The sequence below is a fragment of the Serratia sp. CY52157 genome (assembly GCF_052168495.1).
Lineage (GTDB): Bacteria > Pseudomonadota > Gammaproteobacteria > Enterobacterales > Enterobacteriaceae > Serratia > Serratia ureilytica.
This window is the reverse complement of record NZ_JBJNMO010000001.1, coordinates 674,832-694,354: the sequence shown is the minus strand read 5'-3', so window position 1 is coordinate 694,354 and position 19,523 is coordinate 674,832. Positions and strand designations below refer to the sequence as shown.

Annotated in this window: 18 protein-coding genes; 8 read left to right on the top strand and 10 right to left on the bottom strand. The window is 60.7% G+C overall.

Going from position 1 to position 19,523, the window contains the following annotated elements:
• Window positions 1–55 precede the first annotated feature (55 nt).
• Together ACJ8IP_RS03435 and ACJ8IP_RS03430 are read right to left on the bottom strand one after the other, a co-directional pair.
• Window positions 56–1,123 (bottom strand): oxidoreductase, encoded by a 1,068-nt coding sequence (locus tag ACJ8IP_RS03435; RefSeq protein WP_164057755.1) that lies wholly within the window; start codon window positions 1,121–1,123, stop codon window positions 56–58.
• A gap of 12 nt (window positions 1,124–1,135) precedes the next feature.
• On the bottom strand, window positions 1,136–1,885 hold the full coding sequence (locus tag ACJ8IP_RS03430; protein WP_033650433.1) for a DeoR/GlpR family DNA-binding transcription regulator: 750 nt from the start codon (window positions 1,883–1,885) through the stop codon (window positions 1,136–1,138).
• 150 nt (window positions 1,886–2,035) lie between these two features.
• On the opposite strand from ACJ8IP_RS03430, the gene ACJ8IP_RS03425 reads away from it, so the two are divergent.
• The gene (locus ACJ8IP_RS03425; RefSeq protein ID WP_147880530.1) at window positions 2,036–2,911 is read left to right on the top strand and encodes an alpha/beta hydrolase; all 876 of its coding nucleotides are present in this window, start codon (window positions 2,036–2,038) and stop codon (window positions 2,909–2,911) included.
• On the opposite strand, the gene ACJ8IP_RS03420 is transcribed toward ACJ8IP_RS03425, so the two are convergent.
• Both ACJ8IP_RS03420 and ACJ8IP_RS03415 read right to left on the bottom strand, forming a co-directional pair.
• A complete protein-coding gene (locus tag ACJ8IP_RS03420; protein ID WP_273974308.1) occupies window positions 2,838–4,055 on the bottom strand; it encodes an MFS transporter in 1,218 nt (405 codons plus the stop codon). The two genes, ACJ8IP_RS03425 and ACJ8IP_RS03420, sit on opposite strands and share 74 nt — an antisense overlap.
• A complete protein-coding gene (locus ACJ8IP_RS03415) occupies window positions 4,046–5,212 on the bottom strand; it encodes a serine hydrolase domain-containing protein (RefSeq protein WP_273974309.1) in 1,167 nt (388 codons plus the stop codon). Before ACJ8IP_RS03415 ends, ACJ8IP_RS03420 begins: the two co-directional genes overlap by 10 nt.
• A 121-nt stretch (window positions 5,213–5,333) precedes the next feature.
• On the opposite strand from ACJ8IP_RS03415, the gene ACJ8IP_RS03410 reads away from it, so the two are divergent.
• The 6 genes from ACJ8IP_RS03410 to ACJ8IP_RS03385 all read left to right on the top strand — a co-directional run bounded on the left by ACJ8IP_RS03410 (window position 5,334) and on the right by ACJ8IP_RS03385 (window position 11,700).
• Window positions 5,334–6,221: a LysR family transcriptional regulator gene (locus ACJ8IP_RS03410; RefSeq protein ID WP_197760539.1), complete on the top strand. Its 888-nt coding sequence runs from the start codon at window positions 5,334–5,336 to the stop codon at window positions 6,219–6,221.
• A gap of 225 nt (window positions 6,222–6,446) precedes the next feature.
• Entirely contained in the window at window positions 6,447–7,751 is a 1,305-nt protein-coding gene (locus ACJ8IP_RS03405) for an MmgE/PrpD family protein (protein ID WP_273974310.1), read from the top strand.
• Between the two features lie 19 nt (window positions 7,752–7,770).
• A complete protein-coding gene (locus ACJ8IP_RS03400) occupies window positions 7,771–9,108 on the top strand; it encodes an LLM class flavin-dependent oxidoreductase (RefSeq protein WP_273974311.1) in 1,338 nt (445 codons plus the stop codon).
• A 17-nt stretch (window positions 9,109–9,125) separates the two neighbouring features.
• Window positions 9,126–10,040, top strand: coding sequence for an ABC transporter substrate-binding protein (locus tag ACJ8IP_RS03395; RefSeq protein ID WP_273974312.1), 915 nt, complete (start codon window positions 9,126–9,128; stop codon window positions 10,038–10,040).
• On the top strand, window positions 10,037–10,942 hold the full coding sequence (locus tag ACJ8IP_RS03390) for an amino acid ABC transporter permease (RefSeq protein ID WP_273974313.1): 906 nt from the start codon (window positions 10,037–10,039) through the stop codon (window positions 10,940–10,942). Before ACJ8IP_RS03395 ends, ACJ8IP_RS03390 begins: the two co-directional genes overlap by 4 nt.
• Complete coding sequence (locus ACJ8IP_RS03385) at window positions 10,939–11,700, top strand: amino acid ABC transporter ATP-binding protein (RefSeq protein ID WP_273974314.1); 762 nt, start codon at window positions 10,939–10,941, stop codon at window positions 11,698–11,700. Before ACJ8IP_RS03390 ends, ACJ8IP_RS03385 begins: the two co-directional genes overlap by 4 nt.
• Before the next feature lie 39 nt (window positions 11,701–11,739).
• Here ACJ8IP_RS03385 and ACJ8IP_RS03380 read toward each other — a convergent pair whose 3' ends face one another.
• The 3 genes from ACJ8IP_RS03380 to ACJ8IP_RS03370 form a co-directional block, all read right to left on the bottom strand.
• The gene (locus ACJ8IP_RS03380) at window positions 11,740–11,877 is read right to left on the bottom strand and encodes an AcrZ family multidrug efflux pump-associated protein (protein ID WP_016927779.1); all 138 of its coding nucleotides are present in this window, start codon (window positions 11,875–11,877) and stop codon (window positions 11,740–11,742) included.
• 193 nt (window positions 11,878–12,070) lie between these two features.
• Window positions 12,071–12,541: an Rrf2 family transcriptional regulator gene (locus tag ACJ8IP_RS03375; RefSeq protein ID WP_033650438.1), complete on the bottom strand. Its 471-nt coding sequence runs from the start codon at window positions 12,539–12,541 to the stop codon at window positions 12,071–12,073.
• Window positions 12,542–12,672: 131 nt separating this feature from the next.
• On the bottom strand, window positions 12,673–13,068 hold the full coding sequence (locus ACJ8IP_RS03370; RefSeq protein ID WP_164057757.1) for a DUF427 domain-containing protein: 396 nt from the start codon (window positions 13,066–13,068) through the stop codon (window positions 12,673–12,675).
• Between the two features lie 231 nt (window positions 13,069–13,299).
• On the opposite strand from ACJ8IP_RS03370, the gene osmB reads away from it, so the two are divergent.
• Window positions 13,300–13,512, top strand: a complete 213-nt coding sequence (osmB, locus tag ACJ8IP_RS03365; protein ID WP_004940700.1) for an osmotically-inducible lipoprotein OsmB — start codon at window positions 13,300–13,302, stop codon at window positions 13,510–13,512.
• A gap of 155 nt (window positions 13,513–13,667) precedes the next feature.
• Here osmB and ACJ8IP_RS03360 read toward each other — a convergent pair whose 3' ends face one another.
• The 3 genes from ACJ8IP_RS03360 to mrdA form a co-directional block, all read right to left on the bottom strand.
• On the bottom strand, window positions 13,668–15,215 hold the full coding sequence (locus ACJ8IP_RS03360) for a methyl-accepting chemotaxis protein (RefSeq protein ID WP_273974315.1): 1,548 nt from the start codon (window positions 15,213–15,215) through the stop codon (window positions 13,668–13,670).
• Window positions 15,216–15,626: 411 nt separating this feature from the next.
• Complete coding sequence (locus tag ACJ8IP_RS03355) at window positions 15,627–17,345, bottom strand: penicillin-binding transpeptidase domain-containing protein (protein ID WP_047026142.1); 1,719 nt, start codon at window positions 17,343–17,345, stop codon at window positions 15,627–15,629.
• A 107-nt stretch (window positions 17,346–17,452) separates the two neighbouring features.
• Window positions 17,453–19,378, bottom strand: coding sequence for a penicillin-binding protein 2 (gene mrdA, locus ACJ8IP_RS03350; protein ID WP_033650441.1), 1,926 nt, complete (start codon window positions 19,376–19,378; stop codon window positions 17,453–17,455).
• Window positions 19,379–19,523: the final 145 nt, after the last annotated feature.

Sequence of the window (19,523 nt, the reverse complement as noted above, 5' to 3'; positions counted from 1 at the left end):
AGACGCATGCGATGCACTGTATCAATGCATCTGACGCCTTATCTGGCGCGATGCGTTACCAGGCGGCGATCTCCGCCTCGGTGAGCGGCAGCGTTTGGGTTACGCCGGTTTCCGCCGCCAGGGTGGCCGCTTCCAGCACCGCCATCACCGCCAACGCCTGCGATGCGGTGACCGGGTTGGCGCCGGCGCCGCGCAGCGCGTCACGCACCTGGACGTAATATTGGCGCTGATCGCCATCCGGCGTCGGCAACGTACGCACCGGCTCCGTGCCGATAAACAGGCTCATCGCGTCGTCGTCTTTACCCCACTCAGCCGAACCCGGCGTTACGCCAGCCAGCAGTTGGCTCTCCTGCCCGTCGGCGCGCGCTTTGACCACGCTGCCTTTATCGCCGTGTACGGTAAAGCGCGACACGCCGCCCGCCACCAGCATGCTGCCATGCAAAATCACGCGGTGCGTCGGGTAGTTCAGCACCACATGCGCCCAGTCATTGATCTGCGCATTGGCGCGCAGCGTGGCGATGTTGGCCTGCACGCTGTGCGGCAAACCGAACAGCTGCAGCGCCTGATCGACCATGTGCGGCCCCAGATCGAACCACAGCCCGCTGCCCGGCAGATTCTGCTCGCGCCAGCGCACCCGCACTTCTGGGCGGTAACGATCGATGTGCGACTCAAAGTGCGTCACCTTGCCGATCAGTCCCTGCTCGATCACCTGCTTCACGCCCAGGAAATCGCTGTCCCAGCGGCGATTCTGGAATACCGACAGCAGACGGCCGTGCTTCTCCGCCGCCGCAATCAGCGTGCGCGCCTGCGCCAAATCCAGCGTAAACGGCTTATCCACCACCACGTGCTTGCCCGCTTCCAGCGCAGCCAGCGCCAGCGGCGCATGGGTGGCGTTCGGCGAAGCAATCACCACCAGGTCCACTTCCGGCAAGCGGATCGCCTCCAGCGGATCGGCGATCACGCGCACGTGCGCCAGATCGGCATGGACTTTGGCGGCATCGCGCGAAGCCACCACGCTCAGCGCCAGCCCCGGCACCGCGTTAATCAGCGGCGCATGAAACGCCTTGCCGACAAAGCCGTAACCAATCAGCGCCACCTGCAACGGTTGAGCGTTATCGTTCATCAGGGTTCTCCTCTAGCGGTCGTCGGCGACGACACAAAGTTCAATCATTGATTGCTCGTCCAGGTTATCCCACGGGCGATCGGTAAACAGGCGTTGGATCTGCGCCAGATCCGCCACGTGATGCGGCTCGCAGCGATCCAGCTTCATATGGTCGGCCACCAGCCAGCGCTCGCCGCTGTTGGCCAGCATGGCGCGTTTGACCTCTGCATCGGCCTCTTCGCCGGCGCTCAGCCCCAGCTGAGAATGCACCGCACAGGCGCCCAGCAAAGCGATGTCCGCGCGGTAGCGTTCCAGCAACGCCAGCGTCGCGCTGCCGGCGAACAGCCGTTGGCGCGCGTCCCACTGGCCGCCGAGCAGGATCAGTTGGATCTCCGGCTTATCGCTCAGGCACTGCGCGATATCCAGCGAAGCGGTGATCACCGTCGCCGGGCCGCGCAACGCTTGCGCCACCGCCAACAGCGTACTGCCCGCATCCAGCATCAGGGTGCTACCGGGGGGGATCTGTGCGGCCACCGCGCGGCCGAGCCGCTGCTTGACCTGCGGCAACAGCGCCGCACGCGCCTGGCGCGGCATGCCGGACGGTTCGAGCGCTATCGCGCCGCCGTGATGTTTCTGCGCCAACCCCTGCCGCTCAAGATCGGCCAAGTCGCGGCGCACGGTATCGACCGAAACACCGATGGCGCTGGCCAATTCCGCCACCGCCGCCTGACCGCGTTCGCTGAGCAAATCCAGTAAATGGCGCTGTCGTGCCGCTTTGTGCATGGGATTATTCCGCATTAAAAAAGCATAAAACGGCAATATACAGCAGATAACAGCATTGGAGAAGCCGCAATTGTGCGCACCGGAGATCAAACATCTTTTCCCCTGCGGGACGATGATGAAGACATAACGCATAACAATCCGGAGAAACGCATGAACATCGATCTGACGTTTGAAGACCTGAGCGCCCGCGCCACGCAATACAACGCCCGCGCTTCGGTGGAGGATTTTGACGCCTGCATGGCGGACTATGCCGCGCTGGCGCAGCGCGCCAAAGCGCAGACACCGGGCATTTACGATCTGCGCTACGGCATGAGCGCCGCCGAGCGTCTCGATCTGTTCCCGGCCAGCGCACAGCCCGCCCCGCTGCTGATCTTTATACATGGCGGCTACTGGCATTCACAGCGCAAAGAGGAAGCCTGCTCGATGGCCGCCGCGTTCGCCCGCCGCGGTGTGGCGGTCGCCACGCTGGAATATACGCTGGCGCCGGAAGCGACGCTGGCGGAGATCGTGCATGAGGTGCGCAGCGCCGTCGCCTGGCTTTATCATCACGGGGCGCCGTTCGGCATCGATCCGGCGCGCATTTTCGTCAGCGGCAGTTCGGCCGGCGGCCACCTGTGCGGCATGCTGATCGCCGACGGCTGGCAGCAACGCTATCGCCTGCCGCCCGATGCGATCAAAGGCGCGCTGGCGCTGAGCGGCCTCTACGATCTGCGCCCGCTGTGCGATATCTACATCAACGACTGGCTGCACCTGACGCCCGAACAGGCGCAAACTCTCAGCCCGCTGTTTTTGCTGCCGGCGAAAGCGCATGCGCCGCAGATCCTGCTCGACGTCGGCCACCGCGAAACGCAAGGCTTCAAAAACCAAACGCAGGCCTATTATGACGCCTGCCTGGCGCGCGGTCTCGACGTCCACCTGCTGGCCGACCGCCACTGCAATCACTTTACGCTGGTCAACGAGCTGGCGGATGCGGAAAGCGCGATGTTTCGGCAGGTGATGGCGATGATCGACGCAACGCAACGGTAGCCTGCCGCTGCAGCCGGAGTCTGGCGGCGATCGTAATCACCGCCAGCGCGGCGAACAAGGTTCCGCACAGCAGGCTGCCCTGTAGCCCCCACGCGGTGATGAACCAGCCGCCCGCCAGCGAGCCCAGCGCCACGCCCAGATTGATAAAGGCGATATACAGCCCGGTGGCGAACGCCGGCGCCTGGGGGGCTTCGGATGTCAGCCAGATCTGCGTCACGATCAAACCGCTGGTGTGCGCCGCTCCCCAATACAGACAAAGCGCCGTCATCGAACCGATATTCGCGCTGCCGTAGTGATACAGCAGCGCATAAGCCGCAATCAAGGCTAGCGGGTGCAGCAGCACCGTCAGCGCTCGATGGCGGCTCAACCCCTTGCTGGCCAACAGGTTGCCCGCGACACCGCCCACGCCGAACGCCACCAGAAGAAAGCCGATGGCGCCGCCGCTGAGGCCGATTTCACGGCTGAGATATTCAGCCGCGTAAGCATAGACGGCGAACATGGCGGCAAAGATCAGCACGCAGGTGATAATATTCAGCCACAGCGTCCCGCTGCGCAGGATCGTCAGCTGTTTGCCATAACTGAGGCGCTGAACGGCGACGTCGGGCAACCGCATCAGCAATCCCGCCGCCGCCAGGAGATTGACCCAGGCACAGAACCGGAACGAGGCTTCATAGCTGAACTGCCCGGCGATCCATTGCGTCAACGGTATCCCCAGCACCATGCCCATGCTGGTGCCGATGAACGCATAGGCGGTTGCTTTGGTGGCCTGATGCGGGGGATAAAGCGCCGCAGCCGCCACCATGGCCAGCGAAAAATAGATCGGATGAAACAACGCCGGCACAATGCGCAGCAGCATGAGCATGGCGAAACTGTCCGTCTGAGCGGACAGCGCGCTGGCCACCGCGAACACGGTCAACGCGATCAACAACATGCGTTTGCGATTGAATCGCGACGCCAGCAGCACCAACAGCGGCCCGAGCAGCGCGATGGTCAGGGCGAAGATCCCGACCAGCCAGCCGGCCTGCGCCGTAGAGATGCCATACCGTGCGATGATCTGCGGCAAAATGCCCACCACGCCGAACTCGATGCAGTAGACGCCGAACAACCCCAGCGCGATAAAGAAAATCGGCGGCATCAGGCGCATTGCATCGCTCCCGTCGCGGCATAGACCGCCTGACAAATCTCGCCGACAAAGGCGCCGGACATGCCCTCCAGCGCCGTGTTGGTAAACGCGACGACGCTGAGCTGCCGGACAGGATCGACGAACCAGGAATGGCCATAGGTGCCGCCCATTCGCCAGGTCCCCACGGACTCCGGCGTTTGCGCGGCGATGGGGTCTTTCAGTACGGTAATGCCGAGGCCGAAACCGCGCCCCGGCCAAAACGGCATCGACAAATCGCCGATCTGGTTGCTGGTGAACGCCGTCACCCAATCGGTTGGCAGCACCGGCGTTCCTCCCTGGCGCAACGCTTCCAGCAGGCGCAGAAAATCCTCGGCCGAGCCGACCATGCCGGCGCCGCCTGAGGCGTAAGCCAACGGATCCAACGCTCGCGCCGGCGACAGATGAAAACCGGCGCTGCCATCGATAAACGGTAAATGATCCGGTTGGCGCAGGCGGCGCGGCTCGCCGGGATGATCGACGTAAGCGGCCGCCAAACGTGCAGGATCCACCGCCAGGAAATCGGTATCCGTCATCGCCAGCGGCCCGGTCACCCATTTTTTTACTGCCTGCGCCAGCGGCAAGCCGCTCGCCTGTTCGATCGCCGCGCCCAGGACATCGGTCGCGATGGAATAGCGCCACTCCTCGCCGGGCGGCGCCAACAAAGGGGCGCAGGCAATACGCCGCACGTTCTCCTGCAGGCTGACAGACGCCTCATCCATGCCGTCGGAGACCGCCGATTGGGCGTAGAATCCCCCTTCCGGCTGGAAAAAACGGTAGCTTAGTCCGGCGGTGTGGGTCATGAGATGCCGTAGCGTCATCAACGGCGTGGTGCCATCCGCCAGCCGCGGACGAAAATGCGGCAGCCAACGGGTGATGGGATCTTCCAGCTGCATACGGCCTTGCGCCATCAATGCCAGCGCCGCCGTGGACACGATCGGTTTGGATACCGAAGCCAGACGGAACAGCGTATTGAACGCCATCGGCCGGCCGGCTTCGCGATCCGCCAGCCCCGCCGCGCGGCGATAAAACGTATCGCCCCCCAGCGCCACCAAAACCACTGCGCCAACCAGCCGTTTTTCCGCCAGCGCGTTATCGATCGCCCGGTCTATCACGCCCGCAGTATGCCCATATGCACTCATCGTCATTGCTCCAGATAATCAGCCCATGCTGTAGTCACCGAGCATAGGGCCTGGCGATTAGCGGAAAAACAGGCTAGATTTCCCTTCATAAAGGACATTAACGTCCGCAATAGGACAAACGATGGATAACTTAGCCGGCGTGAGCGCCTTCGTGCAGGCCGCTGAAACTCTCAGCTTCGTTGACGCCGGCCGCGTGCTCGGCATCTCGGCCTCGGCGGTGGGGAAAAGCATCGCCCGCCTGGAGAACCGACTGGGCGTGCGTCTGTTTCACCGCAGCACGCGCAGCATGACGCTGACCGCCGAGGGGCGGCGGTTTCTGCTGCGGTGTCAGCGCATTCTGGAGGAGATGGCGGCGGCGGAACGGGATATCAGTGATACGCATAGCGCGCCGCGCGGCAAACTGCGCGTCAGTCTGCCGCTGGTGGGAGGCCTGTTAAATCCGGTATTGGCGGAATTTGTCCGGAACTATCCCGATATTGAGCTGGAAGCCGATTTTTCCGACCGTCGGGTCGCGGTGATCGAAGAAGGGTTCGATGCGGTGATCCGCGTGGGCGATACCGAGGATTCTCGCTTAATGAGCCGCCAACTGGGTACGTTTCACCTACAGCTGGTGGCGGCGCCGGACTATCTGCGCCGGGCGGGTATACCCCGCCAGCCGGCAGAACTACGCGATCACGCCTGCCTGTTATACAGATTCCCCACCACCGGCAAAGTCGAGACCTGGCCGGTGGCGGGCGGAGATAAACTGCTCGACGAAGGCCTGGGCAAGCGCACGGTATGCAACACCGTCGATACGCTGATTTACCTGGCGGAACAGGGCCTGGGCATCGCCTGCCTGCCCGATTTCGCGGTGCGACAGGCGCTGGAGCAGCAGCGGCTCCAACCGGTGCTTGGCGACCACTGCCAACACAGTGGCAGTCTCAAAATTCTCTGGCCTTCAAGCAAACATCTTACCCCGCGTCTCAGGGCATTTATCGACATCATGAGCGTTCGCCTTTTCTCGGCCTAAGTCCTCTACCGTGCTAGAACAAATTCAGCTTTGCTTTGCATAAAAATAGCTAAAGCGCAGCCTGCCGCGCCTACCAGCAGCCCTGACGGCGGCGCAGCGCCGTCGTGATATTTCATTCAGCGATATGGAAGCGCCGTTCGTTCTTTCGGGACAAAGAAAACCGCCACACAATACCTTTCACCCCGCACTCGTGCATAACCATCTATAAATTCAGGTGTTAACGCCTTGTCATTACCGATAACCGCCCAATTCGCTCATCTGATATTGAACAGCCAGCCGGATGAAACCGCCCTGTCAGCCGCTCGCCGCGGCGTGAAAGATTACTTCGCCTGCGCGCTGCCGATTGCCCGCGGGGCGTTGAGCGATGCCGGTCTGGCAGCGATCGGCACGACGTTTCCGCCGAACGGCAGCGAGAACCGCGCACTGCGCTATGGCTATGTCAGCCACTCGTTGGACTTCGATGATTACCATCCTGCGCTGCGTGGCCATCCGAGCACCGTAGTGCTCTCCGCCCTGCTGGCGCTGAACGGTGAGAGTGACAATGTCACTGAAATGTTAACCGCCTATGTCATCGGCGTAGAGGCCGCTGGCCGGCTGGGATTGGCCGCTGGCACGCAACATTACGTACTGGGTTTTCACAGCACCGCCACCCTGGGCGCGGTCGCCGCCTGCGCCGCCGTGGCGCGTTATCTGCAGCTTGACCAGCGGCAAACGCAGATTGCTCTGGGCCTGGCGGCCACGCAGGCGGCGGGCCTGCGCAGCCAGTTCGGTTCGGCGGCCAAACCGCTGCACGCCGGCCTGGCGGCACGCAACGCGGTCAACGCCATCCTGCTGGCTCAGGCCGGTTTCATCGGCCAACCGGAGGGCGTGCTGGACAGCCTGCTGACATCCCATGGCGGCGGCCGGCAAAAGCCGGAATGTCTGACCGCCGGTTGGGGCACGCCCTGGCGCATCCTGCAGCCGGGGCTGGAGTTCAAGCGGTATCCGACCTGCGGTGGCACTCACAGCGCGGCCGAGGCGGCGCTCGCCCTGCGCGCGCGGCTGCAGGAACAAGGCGACGCCCTTGCGGAGATCGCAAAGATTGAGGTCAGTTTTCCGCCCGGTGCAGATACCGCGCCCTATATTCGCCAACCGGCCACCGGTGTGGAAGCGCGCTTTAGCCTCGAATACGTCATCGCCGATGCGCTCTACCACGGCGTGGTCCCGCTGATGCATTACGGCGAACAGCCGGTCGATACGGCTATCGCCGCCCTGGCGGCAAAAGTTGAGCGCCATGTCGATCCCGCGGCCCCGCCGGACGCGCTCGATCCGGAGATGCGCTTCCATCGCCTGACCCTGACGCTGCAGGACGGAAGGCAAATAAGCGACATGGTCACAAGAAAGCAAACCGCCGCCCGGCCAACAGACCTCGACGCCAAGCTGCGCGCCATTCTGCAGCTGCTTCCGGGCCTCGAAGGCGAAAGCGTTATCCGCGACTGCGCCCTCATGTCCCCTGGCGCGCTGCCGCGACTGATTGCATTGTTAAATTAATAATAAAACAGGAATAATTATGAGTACTTCACCTTCAACACCATCGCGCCAACTCCGTCTCGGCCTGTTCGTTCAGGCGCTGGGGCACCATATCGGGGGATGGCGCGCAGAAGGCGCCAGCGGTTCGCCGACCGATATCGACTGGTTCACCTGGATCGCAAAAACAGCCGAAGAAGGCACCTTCGATATGTTCTTCGTCGGCGACGCATTAGCGACCAGCGTGCACCGACTGCCCTCGACGATGTCACGCCTGGAGCCACTGACGCTGCTCGCGGCGCTGGCGGTCAACACCCGCCATATCGGGCTGACGGCGACCGCCTCCACCACTTTCGATCAACCCTTCCACCTGGCGCGCGCCATGGCCTCCATCGACCATATCAGCCACGGCCGCGCCGCCTGGAACGTGGTGACCTCTTTCTCCAGCGATGCGGCGCGCAACTTCAGCCGTGAAGATCTGCCGTCGCACGCCGAGCGCTATGAAGTGGCGCGGGAATTCCTCGAGGCCAGCTACAAACTGTGGGACGGCTGGGAAAAAGACGCCATCGTGCGCGACAAGCAAAATGGCGTGTACGCCATAGACGAGAAAATCCACGCCGCCAACCATAAAGGCAAGCATTTCTCGGTGCAGGGCCCGCTGAACATTTCCCGCTCACCGCAAGGGCGGCCAGTGATCATTGAGGCCGGATCGTCCCCGGCCGGCCAACAGCTGGCGGCGGAAACCGCCGAAGTGGTGTTCACCGCCGCCGCCAGCCTGGAAGAAGGACAGGCTTTCTACCGCAGTCAGAAAAAATACGTGGCCGACGCCGGCCGCAACCCGGACCACCTGCTGATCCTGCCAGGTGTGATGCCGATTGTCGGCCGTACCAAAGAAGAAGCGCAGGAAACCTGGTATCAGTTGAATCAACTGGTGGATATCGATAACGGCATTGAACAGCTGTCGGCGCGCTTTGGTTTCGATTTGAGCGATTACCCGCTGGACGGCCCGGTGCCGAACGTGGGCGCCACCGAAGGCGGCCAAAGCCGCGTGAAACTGCTGACCGATCTGGCCGCGCGGGAAAACCTGACGCTGCGCGAGCTGGCGGCCGTCGCGGCCGGTTCGCGCGGCCACCGCGTGGTGGTAGGTACCGCCGAAGAGATCGCCGACGACTTCCAGCTATGGCTGGAACAGCAAGGCGCAGACGGCTTCAACATCATGCCGGCGGTGTTGCCCAACCAGCTGGAACTGTTCGTCGAGCTGGTGATCCCGGAGCTGCGCCGCCGTGGCCTGTTCCGTGAGGAGTATCAGTATGCAACCCTGCGTGAAAACCTGGGCCTGCCTGAACCGGCAATCAACTTCGCTAACGTAAAATCGGCTTAATCCGCAGGGAAATTATGATGAAAACCACATTCAAACGCACCGTACTGTCCCTGCTGTTGGCTTCCTCCACGCTGGCGCCGTTGGCCGCCGGTCATGCCGCTGAAGGCGATGTTCCCTTCAAGGCGACGGTGAAAGCTGCCGCCGATCCGGCGCTGCACGACAGCCTGCCTGAATCAATAAAAAAGGCCGGCTATATCGTTGCCGGCACTAACCCGAACACCCCGCCGACCACTTTTTACCAGGCGGACAACAAAACGCTGGCCGGGCGTGAAATCGACGTGATGAGCGCGATTGCCGATCGCCTGGGCGTGGCGATCCACTGGAAGGACACCGGCGGTTTCGACAACATCATCCCCGGCCTGAAGTCCGGCCGTTATGACGTCGCGCTGGCCAACATTGACGCCAACAAAAAGCGCTTCCAGCAGGTGGACTTCGTCGGCTATTACAACGCTTCCAAGCTGGCCTTGATCGCCCGCAAAGACGCTGCGCTTGGCCCTTACACCGAGCTGGCCCAATTGTGCGGCCAGACCGTCGGCGCCGGCGCAGGCACCTCGCAAATAACCCGCCTGCAGCAGGCCAGCGATCAATGCGTCGCCGCCGGCAAACCGGCCATCACCATGCCGATCTTCCCGGACCGCCCGGCCGGGGTGCAAGCGGTGATCAGCGGCCGCGTACCGATGTTTTTCGGCCCGTATGAAGGGCTGCGCTACCAGGCCGCCCACGTCAAACCGCTGACGTTGGCCGGTGATATCAACATCGACGGCACCACGGTGGCCATCGCCCTGCCCAAAGGCTCCGAACTGGTGAAACCGGTGCAGGCAGCGCTAAATTCACTGATCGCCGACGGCAGCTACCAGAAAATCCTCGACGGCTGGGATATCGGTTTTGGTGCAGTGAAAACCGCCGGCATCAATGAAGAGATCGCAAAATGAGTGGGCAATACCCTGTCGACGACGCGGAACTGAGCATCGTCGGCCTCCGGCATTACGGGCGCTGGCTCAGCGCCCTGGTTGTGCTGCTGATCGTCGCCGTTATCGTCAATTCCATGCTGCACAACCCGCGCTTTGAATGGTCGGTGGTGGCGGAAAACCTCACCGAGGCGTCCATCCTCAACGGCGTGCTCATGACGCTGAAGCTGACGGTGATTTCGGTGGTGTTCGGCTTCGCCGGCGGCGTGCTGCTGGCGCTGATGCGCCTGTCGGCCAATCCGGTATTGGTGGCGGTAAGCTGGTTCTACACCTGGTTCTTCCGTGCAGTGCCGATGCTGGTGCAGCTGTTCCTGTGGTACAACATCGCCGCGCTTTATCCCCGCATCAGCTTGTGGATCCCGTTTCTGGGCGAAGTCGCCAGCGCGCCGACCAATACCCTTATCAGCACCTTCAGCGCCGCGGTGATTGCGCTGGTGATGCATCAGTCGGCCTATGCGGCGGAAATTGTGCGCGCAGGCATCCAAAGCGTCAGCAGCGGCCAGTTGGAAGCCGCCAAAGCGCTGGGCTACCGTCGTGGGCAAATCCTGTGGCGCGTGGTATTGCCGCAGGCGATGCGCACCATCCTGCCGCCGGCGGGCAATGAAGTGATCGGGCAGTTGAAAACCACCGCGGTGGTGTCGGTGATTGCCCTGCAGGACGTGCTGTATTCGGCGCAGATCATTTACCAACGCACCTACGAGGTCATCCCGCTGTTGCTGGTCGCCACCCTGTGGTATCTGGCCATGACTTCGATTCTGTCAATTGGTCAATACTACGTGGAGCGCTATTTTGGCCGCGGCACGCAGGCAACGCGCAGCGGCCGGTTCTTCCTCAACCGCAAAGCCCCTCAGGGAGGTGAACAATGAGCGCATCCATCCACATCAACCGGGTGCGGAAATCCTTTTCCGGCACCGAAGTGTTGAAAAACATCAGCCTGACCATTCCGGCAGGTTCGGTGACGGTGATCCTCGGCCCTTCCGGCTCCGGCAAATCCACCCTGTTGCGCTGCATCAACCACCTGGAAAAGCTGGACGGCGGCACCATTCGCGTTGGCGAACAGCTGATCGGCTATCGTCAAAAAGGCCGGCATCTGTACGAGCTGAAAGAAGCCGAGGTGGCCGAACAGCGTAAAAGCATCGGCATGGTATTTCAGCAGTTCAACTTGTTTGCGCACCGCACCGTGTTGCAAAACGTCAGCGACGCGCCGCTGCGGGTGAAAAAGGAAAAAAAAGCCGAGGTGCAGGAACGGGCGAAGCTGCTGCTGGCCCGCGTCGGGCTTGAACATCGCATCAACGCCTGGCCGCGTGAACTGTCCGGCGGCCAGCAGCAACGCGTCGCCATCGCCCGCGCGCTGGCGATGAACCCGCAGGTGTTACTGTTTGATGAACCGACCTCCGCGCTCGATCCTGAATTGGTTGGCGAAGTGCTGCAGGTGATGAAAGATTTGGCGCATTCGGGCATGACCATGGTGGTGGTCACGCACGAAATCGGCTTCGCCCGCGAAGTGGCCGACCAGATTGTCTTTATGGATCAGGGAAAGGTGGTTGAAACGGGCAGCGTGCAGCAGGTTCTGGATGCGCCGGGACATGAGAGGACGCGCAACTTCCTGGCGACGGTATTGTAACCCTCCGTCAGGGGGCGTTGCGTCCCCTGACGTTCAAATTCAGCCGTTATTTTTTCTGCCGATAGCGGAAAAGACGTTGAACACTTCACCCAGGCCGTAAATCGCGCCGAGCAAGACGGCCACCATTACCGGCACCAGGACCACCACGGTGGCCAAGCTTTCAATCATTTCTAACATCGTTCTCTCCTGGTTTATAAGCACAGCGAATCTGCGCCGGAAGAAAAGGTTTCCGGCCAAACGGTCGATTATCGTGGGGAGGCAGTCTAAAACGTGAGCTACATCACACTTGATGCGAGCTAATGTAACTTACACAATTACATTAACGCAATGCAAAAAATGCTCTGCGCGGAACGGGGTTTGGCGTGATTTTTTATTGCGTATCTGCTTGATATTGCGGTGAACAAGGGACGAAGGGATAGCCGGCGCGCAGCTCAACCTGCCCGGCCATTTCGGCGATGCTGGTCTGTGCCAGGCTGGCTTCCAGCGCGTGGCCGACGCGCGCAAACTCTTGCTCCAGCACCGGGGTAATGGCGTGGCCGATATAGCACGCCTCGTTAGGCCGGGTGCGATGCAGCGTGAAATAAGGTTGATCCTCCACCGCGCGATACACGTCCAGCAAAGAAATCGCTTCCGCCGGCCGCGCCAACAGCGCCCCGCCGCCTTGCCCCATCTGCGAATAGGTCAGCCCCGCCTCCGCCAACGCCCCGAGAATGCGCCGCACCACCGTCGGATTGGTGTTGACGCTGCGGGCGATATCTTCGGAACGCACCGTCTGGCCGCGACACAGCGTGATGTTGGTCAGAATATGGATGGCAACGGCAAATCGCGTAGAGGTAGACACCTTGGCACCTGCTCAGAGTTTCGCTTATGTCGGATTAAAACATAAGGAAAGCGTATCAATTTCCGGTAATACACATAATGAGTAGGGATAAGTGGAATGTCAACCTGCCCCCGCCCGAAGGCGGCGGCGGCTCAGGCTTCGGTACGGATCGCCGTGACTTTGTCGGGATAAAATGCCAGATGATCCTTGATCGTCACCACGGCGTTGTAAGGCATTTCATAGCTCCAGGCCGCATTGTCCCCCTGCGGGCCGTTCAGCGTGAGGGAGAAATAACTGCAGTCGCCCTTATAAGGGCAGTAGCTCACGTGCGTGCTTTTATGCAGCAGCGCCATATTCACATCCTCACGCGGAAAGTAAAACACCGGCGGATAGTTGGCTTCCTGCAAGATGAGTACATGACGGCTGTCGGCCAGGATTTGGCCGGCGCCGCGCACCACGACCCGCGTCGGATGGCGGGTCAGCGTAATCGGATGGTCCGGGCCGGGAATTTTCACCGGTTTGCCGGATGCGGAAACGAGCTCGGACATGGCGGCCTCCAGCGTGTGCGCCCCGCCCCTCATGAGGCGTCTTCCCAGTATAGCCGAACGGTTTTGCCGACGGCCGCACATTCGGCGAGCGATCGCTTTTCACCGCGCCAAAATTAAGAATTTTTACCTGTTCGATTTTCTTTCGGAGGAATACATTCATCCCAACTTCTACCGGCGAGTTAATCGGATTATTTTTAATCCATTAATTAGCCAATTTACCAGGAACTCATTATGAATATTAAACGTGCCGCGGGTGTGTTGGTGGTGGTAATGGCGACGCTTTCCGTTACCGCATGTGGGCATATGTCCAATCGCGATCGCAACACGGCGATCGGTGCGGGCGTCGGCGCCGTGGGCGGCGCGGTATTGACCGACGGCAGCACGCTGGGCACCCTCGGTGGCGCAGCGCTGGGCGGCATCATCGGCCACCAGACCAGCCGTTAATTCTCCCGCCAAAAATAACCTCCGCAGGCCGACGCTTTTTTAATCCACACGCGCCGGCCTGCTTTTATTTACTCCGCTGAAACTCCTCAGGGAGCGAACCTAAATAAATAACGTTAAGCGCGGCTTTATTATTCATTAACCTGCGCCAGGGTTATTTATTGTGCCGGCAGCCTGAAACGCGCCATCGCTTTTTCCAATCGTTCCGATTCGCCCTGCAGCAACTGCGAGGCCTCGGTCACCGCGTTCACCACGGCGCCGGTTTGCCGCGCCACCTGATTCAGCCCGGCGATGCGCGCCGTCACGTCCTGAATGCTCTCCCCCTGATTGAGCGACGCCAGCGAGATCTCCCCCATCAGTGCGCTAAACGTGTTCACCAGATCGATAATTTGACGCAAGTTGCCCGCCAGCAGCTCTACCGCTTGCGATCCCTGATCGATTTGCTGCAACGAGCGGTTGATCAGCTGATGAATATCGCGCGTAGAATGGCTGCTCTTCTGCGCCAGCAGGCCCACTTCTTTAGCGACAATGGCGAAACCCCGGCCGTGAACGCCGGCGTGCGCGGCCTCGATCGCCGCATTCAGCGCCAGAATATTGGTCTGAAACGCCACGCTGTCGATCAGCGCCACAATGCCGCGCATCTCGGCCGATTGGTTGACGATCCCTTGCATCGAGACGTTGACGGTTTGCATCATCTTTTCACCGGCGCCGGCGCACTGCCTGGCCTGTTCGGTGCGTTGATTGGCCAGCTGCGCGTATTGGCCGTTTTCTTCCACCCGCGCTGCCAACTGCTGCACGTGCTCGGTCGCCAACTGCAATTCGCCGTCCTGCTTCGCCGACTGCGCCGTCAACTGTCGATTGCCGTCCGCCAGCCGCCCGACGCCGTTCAGGATCCCGCTCGCCGCATCGCGCACCTCACTCACCAGCCGCTGCAGGCCGTTTTGCATGTGGCCAATGCTGGTTTGCAACTGACGCATTTCGCGGTTAACCGCCCGTTCAGGCGGCAACGGCCGCGAAAGATCGCCGGCGGCCAGCACGTTGAGATGGGCGATCGCCCTTTGCAACGGTACGATCACCCAACGAGCAACGCCGAACCACACGCCCAAGGCGATCAGCGCCAACGCCGCGAGCGCGCCGAGCGCATAGGTTTTGGCCTGCTCCAGCGCCGCCAATTGCCGCACGTTGACGTCATCGCCGCGTCGTTCGTTCAGCGCCTGATAAGCGAGATACTTCTCGTTGAAATCCGCCTGAAAAGCCTGGATCGGCACGGCGAAAAACGCATCGATGCTGTCGCTGCGTTGCAGCCCTTGCGCCTGCTCCTTCAGACCGTCATAGAACAGGCGATAACTGCCTTTCAGGGCGTCAGCGGCCTCGGGCGCCGTCGCGCTCAGGCGCTCAAACCGGGCGAAGGCCTGCTCTGAAGCCTGCAGCGCCGCCAGCGATTCATCCAGCAGGCTATGCCAGCTGCCGTCGGAACCGGTGGCTTTATCCTGCAGATAGTAAATGCCCGCACGGTTCAGGGTATCGCTGGCCGTCAGCAGCGACAGCCTGGCGCGATCCATCGCCGCCTGCTGGCGATGCAAGGCGTCGCCCGTCACCAGGTTAATCTTGGCGTCGCGCAGAATATTGGAAATAAATACGGTGGAAAACAATTGCAGCAGAGAAAATAGTGCGATAACGCAAATTACGCCGCTTAATAACCCCATACTTTTGCCGAAGCCAAACGCGCGCGGCAGCGCGGGCGCAGGTTTTGCCCCGCGGCCAAGTGTCAGTTTTATATTCATAATTTTTAGTCGGTAATACCAGGATGTCGCGAGTCTAACGAGCATTGATGACACGACGATTACAGCCTCCCATAGGCGGGTGTTGCCGGGTTCGGAATGCGTTGAAATCATGTCAAGGCGTGAACGAAAGAGGGAATTGTCTTGGTGAGAAAATAAGCTTCTCTGCGAATCGCCAAATAAGAAATATTATTTTAGAAACAGAGAAATTCATTCAAGTCGAATATCAATCAATACCTCAAGGCATATCCATAATAAATACTGCCGTAGGTTAAACTCGTTGTATTGAAGCGTGGGCCAGACATTTTCTGACCCACTCACTTCCCGCTTAAATCCTCACCCTTTAACCGACGACACCACATTGAGCGGCTGGGCATCCGGCAGGATATTCATGTGCTCCAGCACCTGGGCCATGATCTTGCCGAACACCGGCCCGGCTACCGAGCCGCCGAAGTGCTTGCCGGCTTTCGGGTTGTTGACCATCACCACCAGCGCCACCTGCGGATCGCTGGCCGGCGCCACGCCGGCGGTATAGTTGATATAGCCGCCGTCGTATTTGCCGCTGGGGCCCATTTTCTCGGCGGTACCGGTTTTGATCGCCAAACGGTAGCCGGGCACCGCAGCGCTCACCCCGCTGCCGCCCGGCAAGGCGTCGCTTTCCATCATATGCACCACGGACCTGACCGTATCGGCCGGCAAAATGCGTTGCCCCATCACCGGCGGCGTCACCTTAGTGATCGACAGCGGCCGATAAATGCCGAAGGAACCGATCGCGGCATACTCGCGCGCCATTTGCAGCGGCGTCACGCGCAGCCCATAGCCGAAGGAGAACGTGGCGCGTTCGATATCGGCCCAGCGCTCGCGATGCTGCGGCAGGTAGCCGCTGCTCTCATTGCCGATGCCAAGCTCGGTCGGCCGCCCCAGGCCAAAGCTGCGGTAGACCGCCGGCAGCACGGTGGCCGGCAGCGCCAGCGCAATGTGCGATACCGCGATGTCGCTCGATTTTTGCAGCACGCCGGTGATGGTCAGCTTCGACCAGTGGCCGACGTCCTTGATCAGGTGACCGTTCACCCGATACGGCGTGGTGTCCAACACGGTATCCGGCCGGATCAGCTTATGTTCCAGCCCCACCATCACCACGACCGGCTTCACCGTCGAACCCGGTTCGAAGCTGTCGCTGCTGCACACGTTGCGGATATCTTTCGCCGGCGTGCTGCCATAGTTGTTCGGGTTGAACGACGGATAGCTGGCCATGCCGAGGATTTCGCCGGTGTCGATTTTCACCAGCACCGCGCAGCCGGAGTCGGCCTGGTTAGCCACCACGCCGTCGCGGATCTGCGCATAGAGCACGTACTGGATAAATTTGTCGATGCTGAGCGTCACATTCGGCGGTGGAACCGGATCCACGCTTTTAATCACGCCGATCACCGCACCGCTGCCGTCCTTCTGGTAGACCCGCAGGCCGTTTTTACCCTGCAGCAACGGGTTGAAGCCCAGCTCGATGCCCTCCAGCCCCTGATTGTCCTGGCCGACGATGCCGATCAGTCCGGCCGCGTCCTGGCCCATCGGATAGAAGCGGCTGAAATCCTGCTCGGTGCTGACGCCGGTCAGGTGCAGCTTGCTGATATAAGCGGCGTTGTCGTCCTCCACCTTGCGCGCCAGGTAGACAAAGCGTTTGTGCCCGTTGCTCTGGATCAGATGCTGCACGTCCGCCAGCGGGATCTTCAGCACGTTGGCCATGCTCTGCCAGCGTTCGTTGCCGGTATCGGTCTGGGTATCGAGAATATGCTTCGGATCCAGCACGATGTCTTTCGACGACACGCTGACCGCCAGCGCCTCATTGTTGCGATCGGTGATCATGGCGCGGTTGGTCGGCACTACCTGGGTGCGAATCGAGCGCTGATCTGCCTGGTTCGCCAACTGCTGGTGTTCCAGCAGTTGCAGGTAACCGACCCTGAACGCCAACAGAAAAAAACAGACCAGCATGCCGGCGCAAATCCAGCCGAAACGAACTGTGGAATAGGTTTTACCGCTCTTTTTGGTCGATGGCGCCACTGTTGTGTTAACCCTGCGTTTTTATTCGGTTTATCGTGTTATTTCAGTCTACCTTGCCGGAAATGGTCAGGAGATTGCAGTTTGTAAGAAAGTAAAAACAAACCGCATCACCGTTGCACATCCGCACTGTCGTTTAACTGCGGTTTAGTTTGCGCCGCGTCGCCGGGCTGCGGCGCGTTGGCCGGATCGAAAATGTGGTCGAGGATCGCGCGCGCGGTCGGCCCCGCCACTACGCCGTCGCCGCCGCCGTTTTCCAGGATCAACGCCATCGCCACCCGGGGGTTCTTGTAGGGGGCGAACAGCGTATAAAAGATATGATCGCGCAGCCGCACCGGAATCATTTTGGCGTTGTAAGTCTGGTTTTGCTTCAGGCTGAACACCTGCGAGGTGCCGGATTTAGCGGCAATCTGGTACGGCGCGGTATGGAACAGCTTGTATCCGGTGCCGTTCGGCAGGTTGGCCATGCCATACATACCGTTGCGCACAATGCCCCAGTAAGGCGAACGGGGATCGCCAATCTGCAGCGCCTGCGTCGGCGGCTGATAACGCGTGACCCGGTTGCCCTGCTGCAGCGAATACAGCAGGTGCGGCGTTTTCACCTTACCGTTGTTGATCAGCGTAGTCAGCGCTTTCACCATCTGAATAGGCGTCGCCACCCAATATCCCTGACCGATGCCGACCGATACCGTATCCCCCTGATACCAGACTTTTTTGTGCACCCTCAGCTTCCAGTCGCGGCTTGGCAGCACGCCGCGGTACTCTTCGTTCAGATCGATGCCGGTCGACTGGCCGTAACCAAACTGGCTCAGCCAATGGTGAATGCGATCGATGCCCATCTCATACGCCACCTGATAAAAGAAGGTATCGGCGGACTCTTCTATCGCTTTGGTGACGTTGAGCATGCCGTGACCGGTTTTCAGCCAGTCGCGATAGCGCCGCTCGGTGCCGGGCAGCGTCCAGGTCGGCGCGCCGAAAAAGGTGGTGGTGGGCGTGATCACCCCGGCAAACAGCGCCGAAACCGCCATGTAGGGCTTCACCGTCGACGCCGGCGGGTACAGCCCCTGGGTGACGCGGTTGATGAGCGGCAAATCCGGGTTGCGGAGCAGCGCCTTATAGGCCTGATAGCCGATGCCTTTGACGAAGGGATTGGGATCGTAACTGGGGCTGGAGACCATCGCCAGAATGCCGCCGTCGCGCGGATCTTCCACCACCACCGCGGCGCGTTGCCCCTTCAGCACCGATTCGATGTACTGCTGCAGCGGCAGATCCAGCGTCAGGTAGATGTTTTTGCCGGCCTGCGGCGGCTGCTCCTTCAGCAAGCGGATCACCCGCCCGTGGTTATCCACCTCCACCTCCTGATAGCCGGTGGTGCCGTGCAACTCGGACTCGTAATAGGCCTCGATGCCCTGTTTGCCGATGTTGCGATCGGCGGCATAGTTCTCGCTCAACCCGGCCTTGTCCAGGCGTTTGAGATCGCTGTCGTTGATCTTCGACACGTAACCCAGCACGTGCGCCAGCTGCGCGCCGTAAGGATATTCACGCTGCTGATAAGTATCGATAGTCACCCCGTCGAAACGGTATTGATTGACGGCGAAACGCGCCACCTCGGTGTCGTTCAGCCCCGCTTTTAGCGTTATCGGCTTGTAGCGGCTGTTGTGGTGCATGTCGTCGCGAAACGCGCTGATATCTTCCGGCGTCAGATCGACGATCGGCGTCAACGCCTGCAGCAGCGCGGCCATGTCGGTGATTTTGCTGGGCGTGATCTCGATGCGATACAGTGTCACGTTTCGTACCAGCGGAATGCCGTTGCGATCGAAGATCAGCCCGCGGCTCGGGGCGATCGGCAACATCTTGATGTCATTCTGGTTGGAGCGCGTCTGGTAAAAGCCGTGCTGGCGAATTTGCAGCCGGTAGAGATTGACGACCAGCGCGCCGAAACAGACCACCACCAGCGCCAGCGCCACGGCCGCCCGGCGGATAAATAGCATCTCTTCCGCGGAGTGGTCGCGAATTTTTTCTTTTAACAGGGCCATGCGGAGCCGATACCTTTTGCGTCACATTTCCCCGCAAAATCAGGGAACTGAAAAGCCGGCAAGCATAGCGTTATCGGGCGCGACGCCCCATGAAAAGGTTGCTAATGAAATGGCATAACTGTTTCAGCATATTGGAATGTTACCG

Bases quoted from the DNA above. Each gene is read 5' to 3' on its own strand.
- ACJ8IP_RS03435 (WP_164057755.1), bottom strand. From the start codon at position 1,123: ATGAACGATAACGCTCAACCGTTGCAGGTGGCGCTGATTGGTTACGGC.
- ACJ8IP_RS03430 (WP_033650433.1), bottom strand. From the start codon at position 1,885: ATGCACAAAGCGGCACGACAGCGCCATTTACTGGATTTGCTCAGCGAA.
- ACJ8IP_RS03425 (WP_147880530.1), top strand. From the start codon at position 2,036: ATGAACATCGATCTGACGTTTGAAGACCTGAGCGCCCGCGCCACGCAA.
- ACJ8IP_RS03420 (WP_273974308.1), bottom strand. From the start codon at position 4,055: ATGCGCCTGATGCCGCCGATTTTCTTTATCGCGCTGGGGTTGTTCGGC.
- ACJ8IP_RS03415 (WP_273974309.1), bottom strand. From the start codon at position 5,212: ATGAGTGCATATGGGCATACTGCGGGCGTGATAGACCGGGCGATCGAT.
- ACJ8IP_RS03410 (WP_197760539.1), top strand. From the start codon at position 5,334: ATGGATAACTTAGCCGGCGTGAGCGCCTTCGTGCAGGCCGCTGAAACT.
- ACJ8IP_RS03400 (WP_273974311.1), top strand. From the start codon at position 7,771: ATGAGTACTTCACCTTCAACACCATCGCGCCAACTCCGTCTCGGCCTG.
- ACJ8IP_RS03395 (WP_273974312.1), top strand. From the start codon at position 9,126: ATGAAAACCACATTCAAACGCACCGTACTGTCCCTGCTGTTGGCTTCC.
- ACJ8IP_RS03390 (WP_273974313.1), top strand. From the start codon at position 10,037: ATGAGTGGGCAATACCCTGTCGACGACGCGGAACTGAGCATCGTCGGC.
- ACJ8IP_RS03385 (WP_273974314.1), top strand. From the start codon at position 10,939: ATGAGCGCATCCATCCACATCAACCGGGTGCGGAAATCCTTTTCCGGC.
- ACJ8IP_RS03380 (WP_016927779.1), bottom strand. From the start codon at position 11,877: ATGTTAGAAATGATTGAAAGCTTGGCCACCGTGGTGGTCCTGGTGCCG.
- ACJ8IP_RS03370 (WP_164057757.1), bottom strand. From the start codon at position 13,068: ATGTCCGAGCTCGTTTCCGCATCCGGCAAACCGGTGAAAATTCCCGGC.
- osmB (WP_004940700.1), top strand. From the start codon at position 13,300: ATGAATATTAAACGTGCCGCGGGTGTGTTGGTGGTGGTAATGGCGACG.
- ACJ8IP_RS03360 (WP_273974315.1), bottom strand. From the start codon at position 15,215: ATGGGGTTATTAAGCGGCGTAATTTGCGTTATCGCACTATTTTCTCTG.
- mrdA (WP_033650441.1), bottom strand. From the start codon at position 19,378: ATGGCCCTGTTAAAAGAAAAAATTCGCGACCACTCCGCGGAAGAGATG.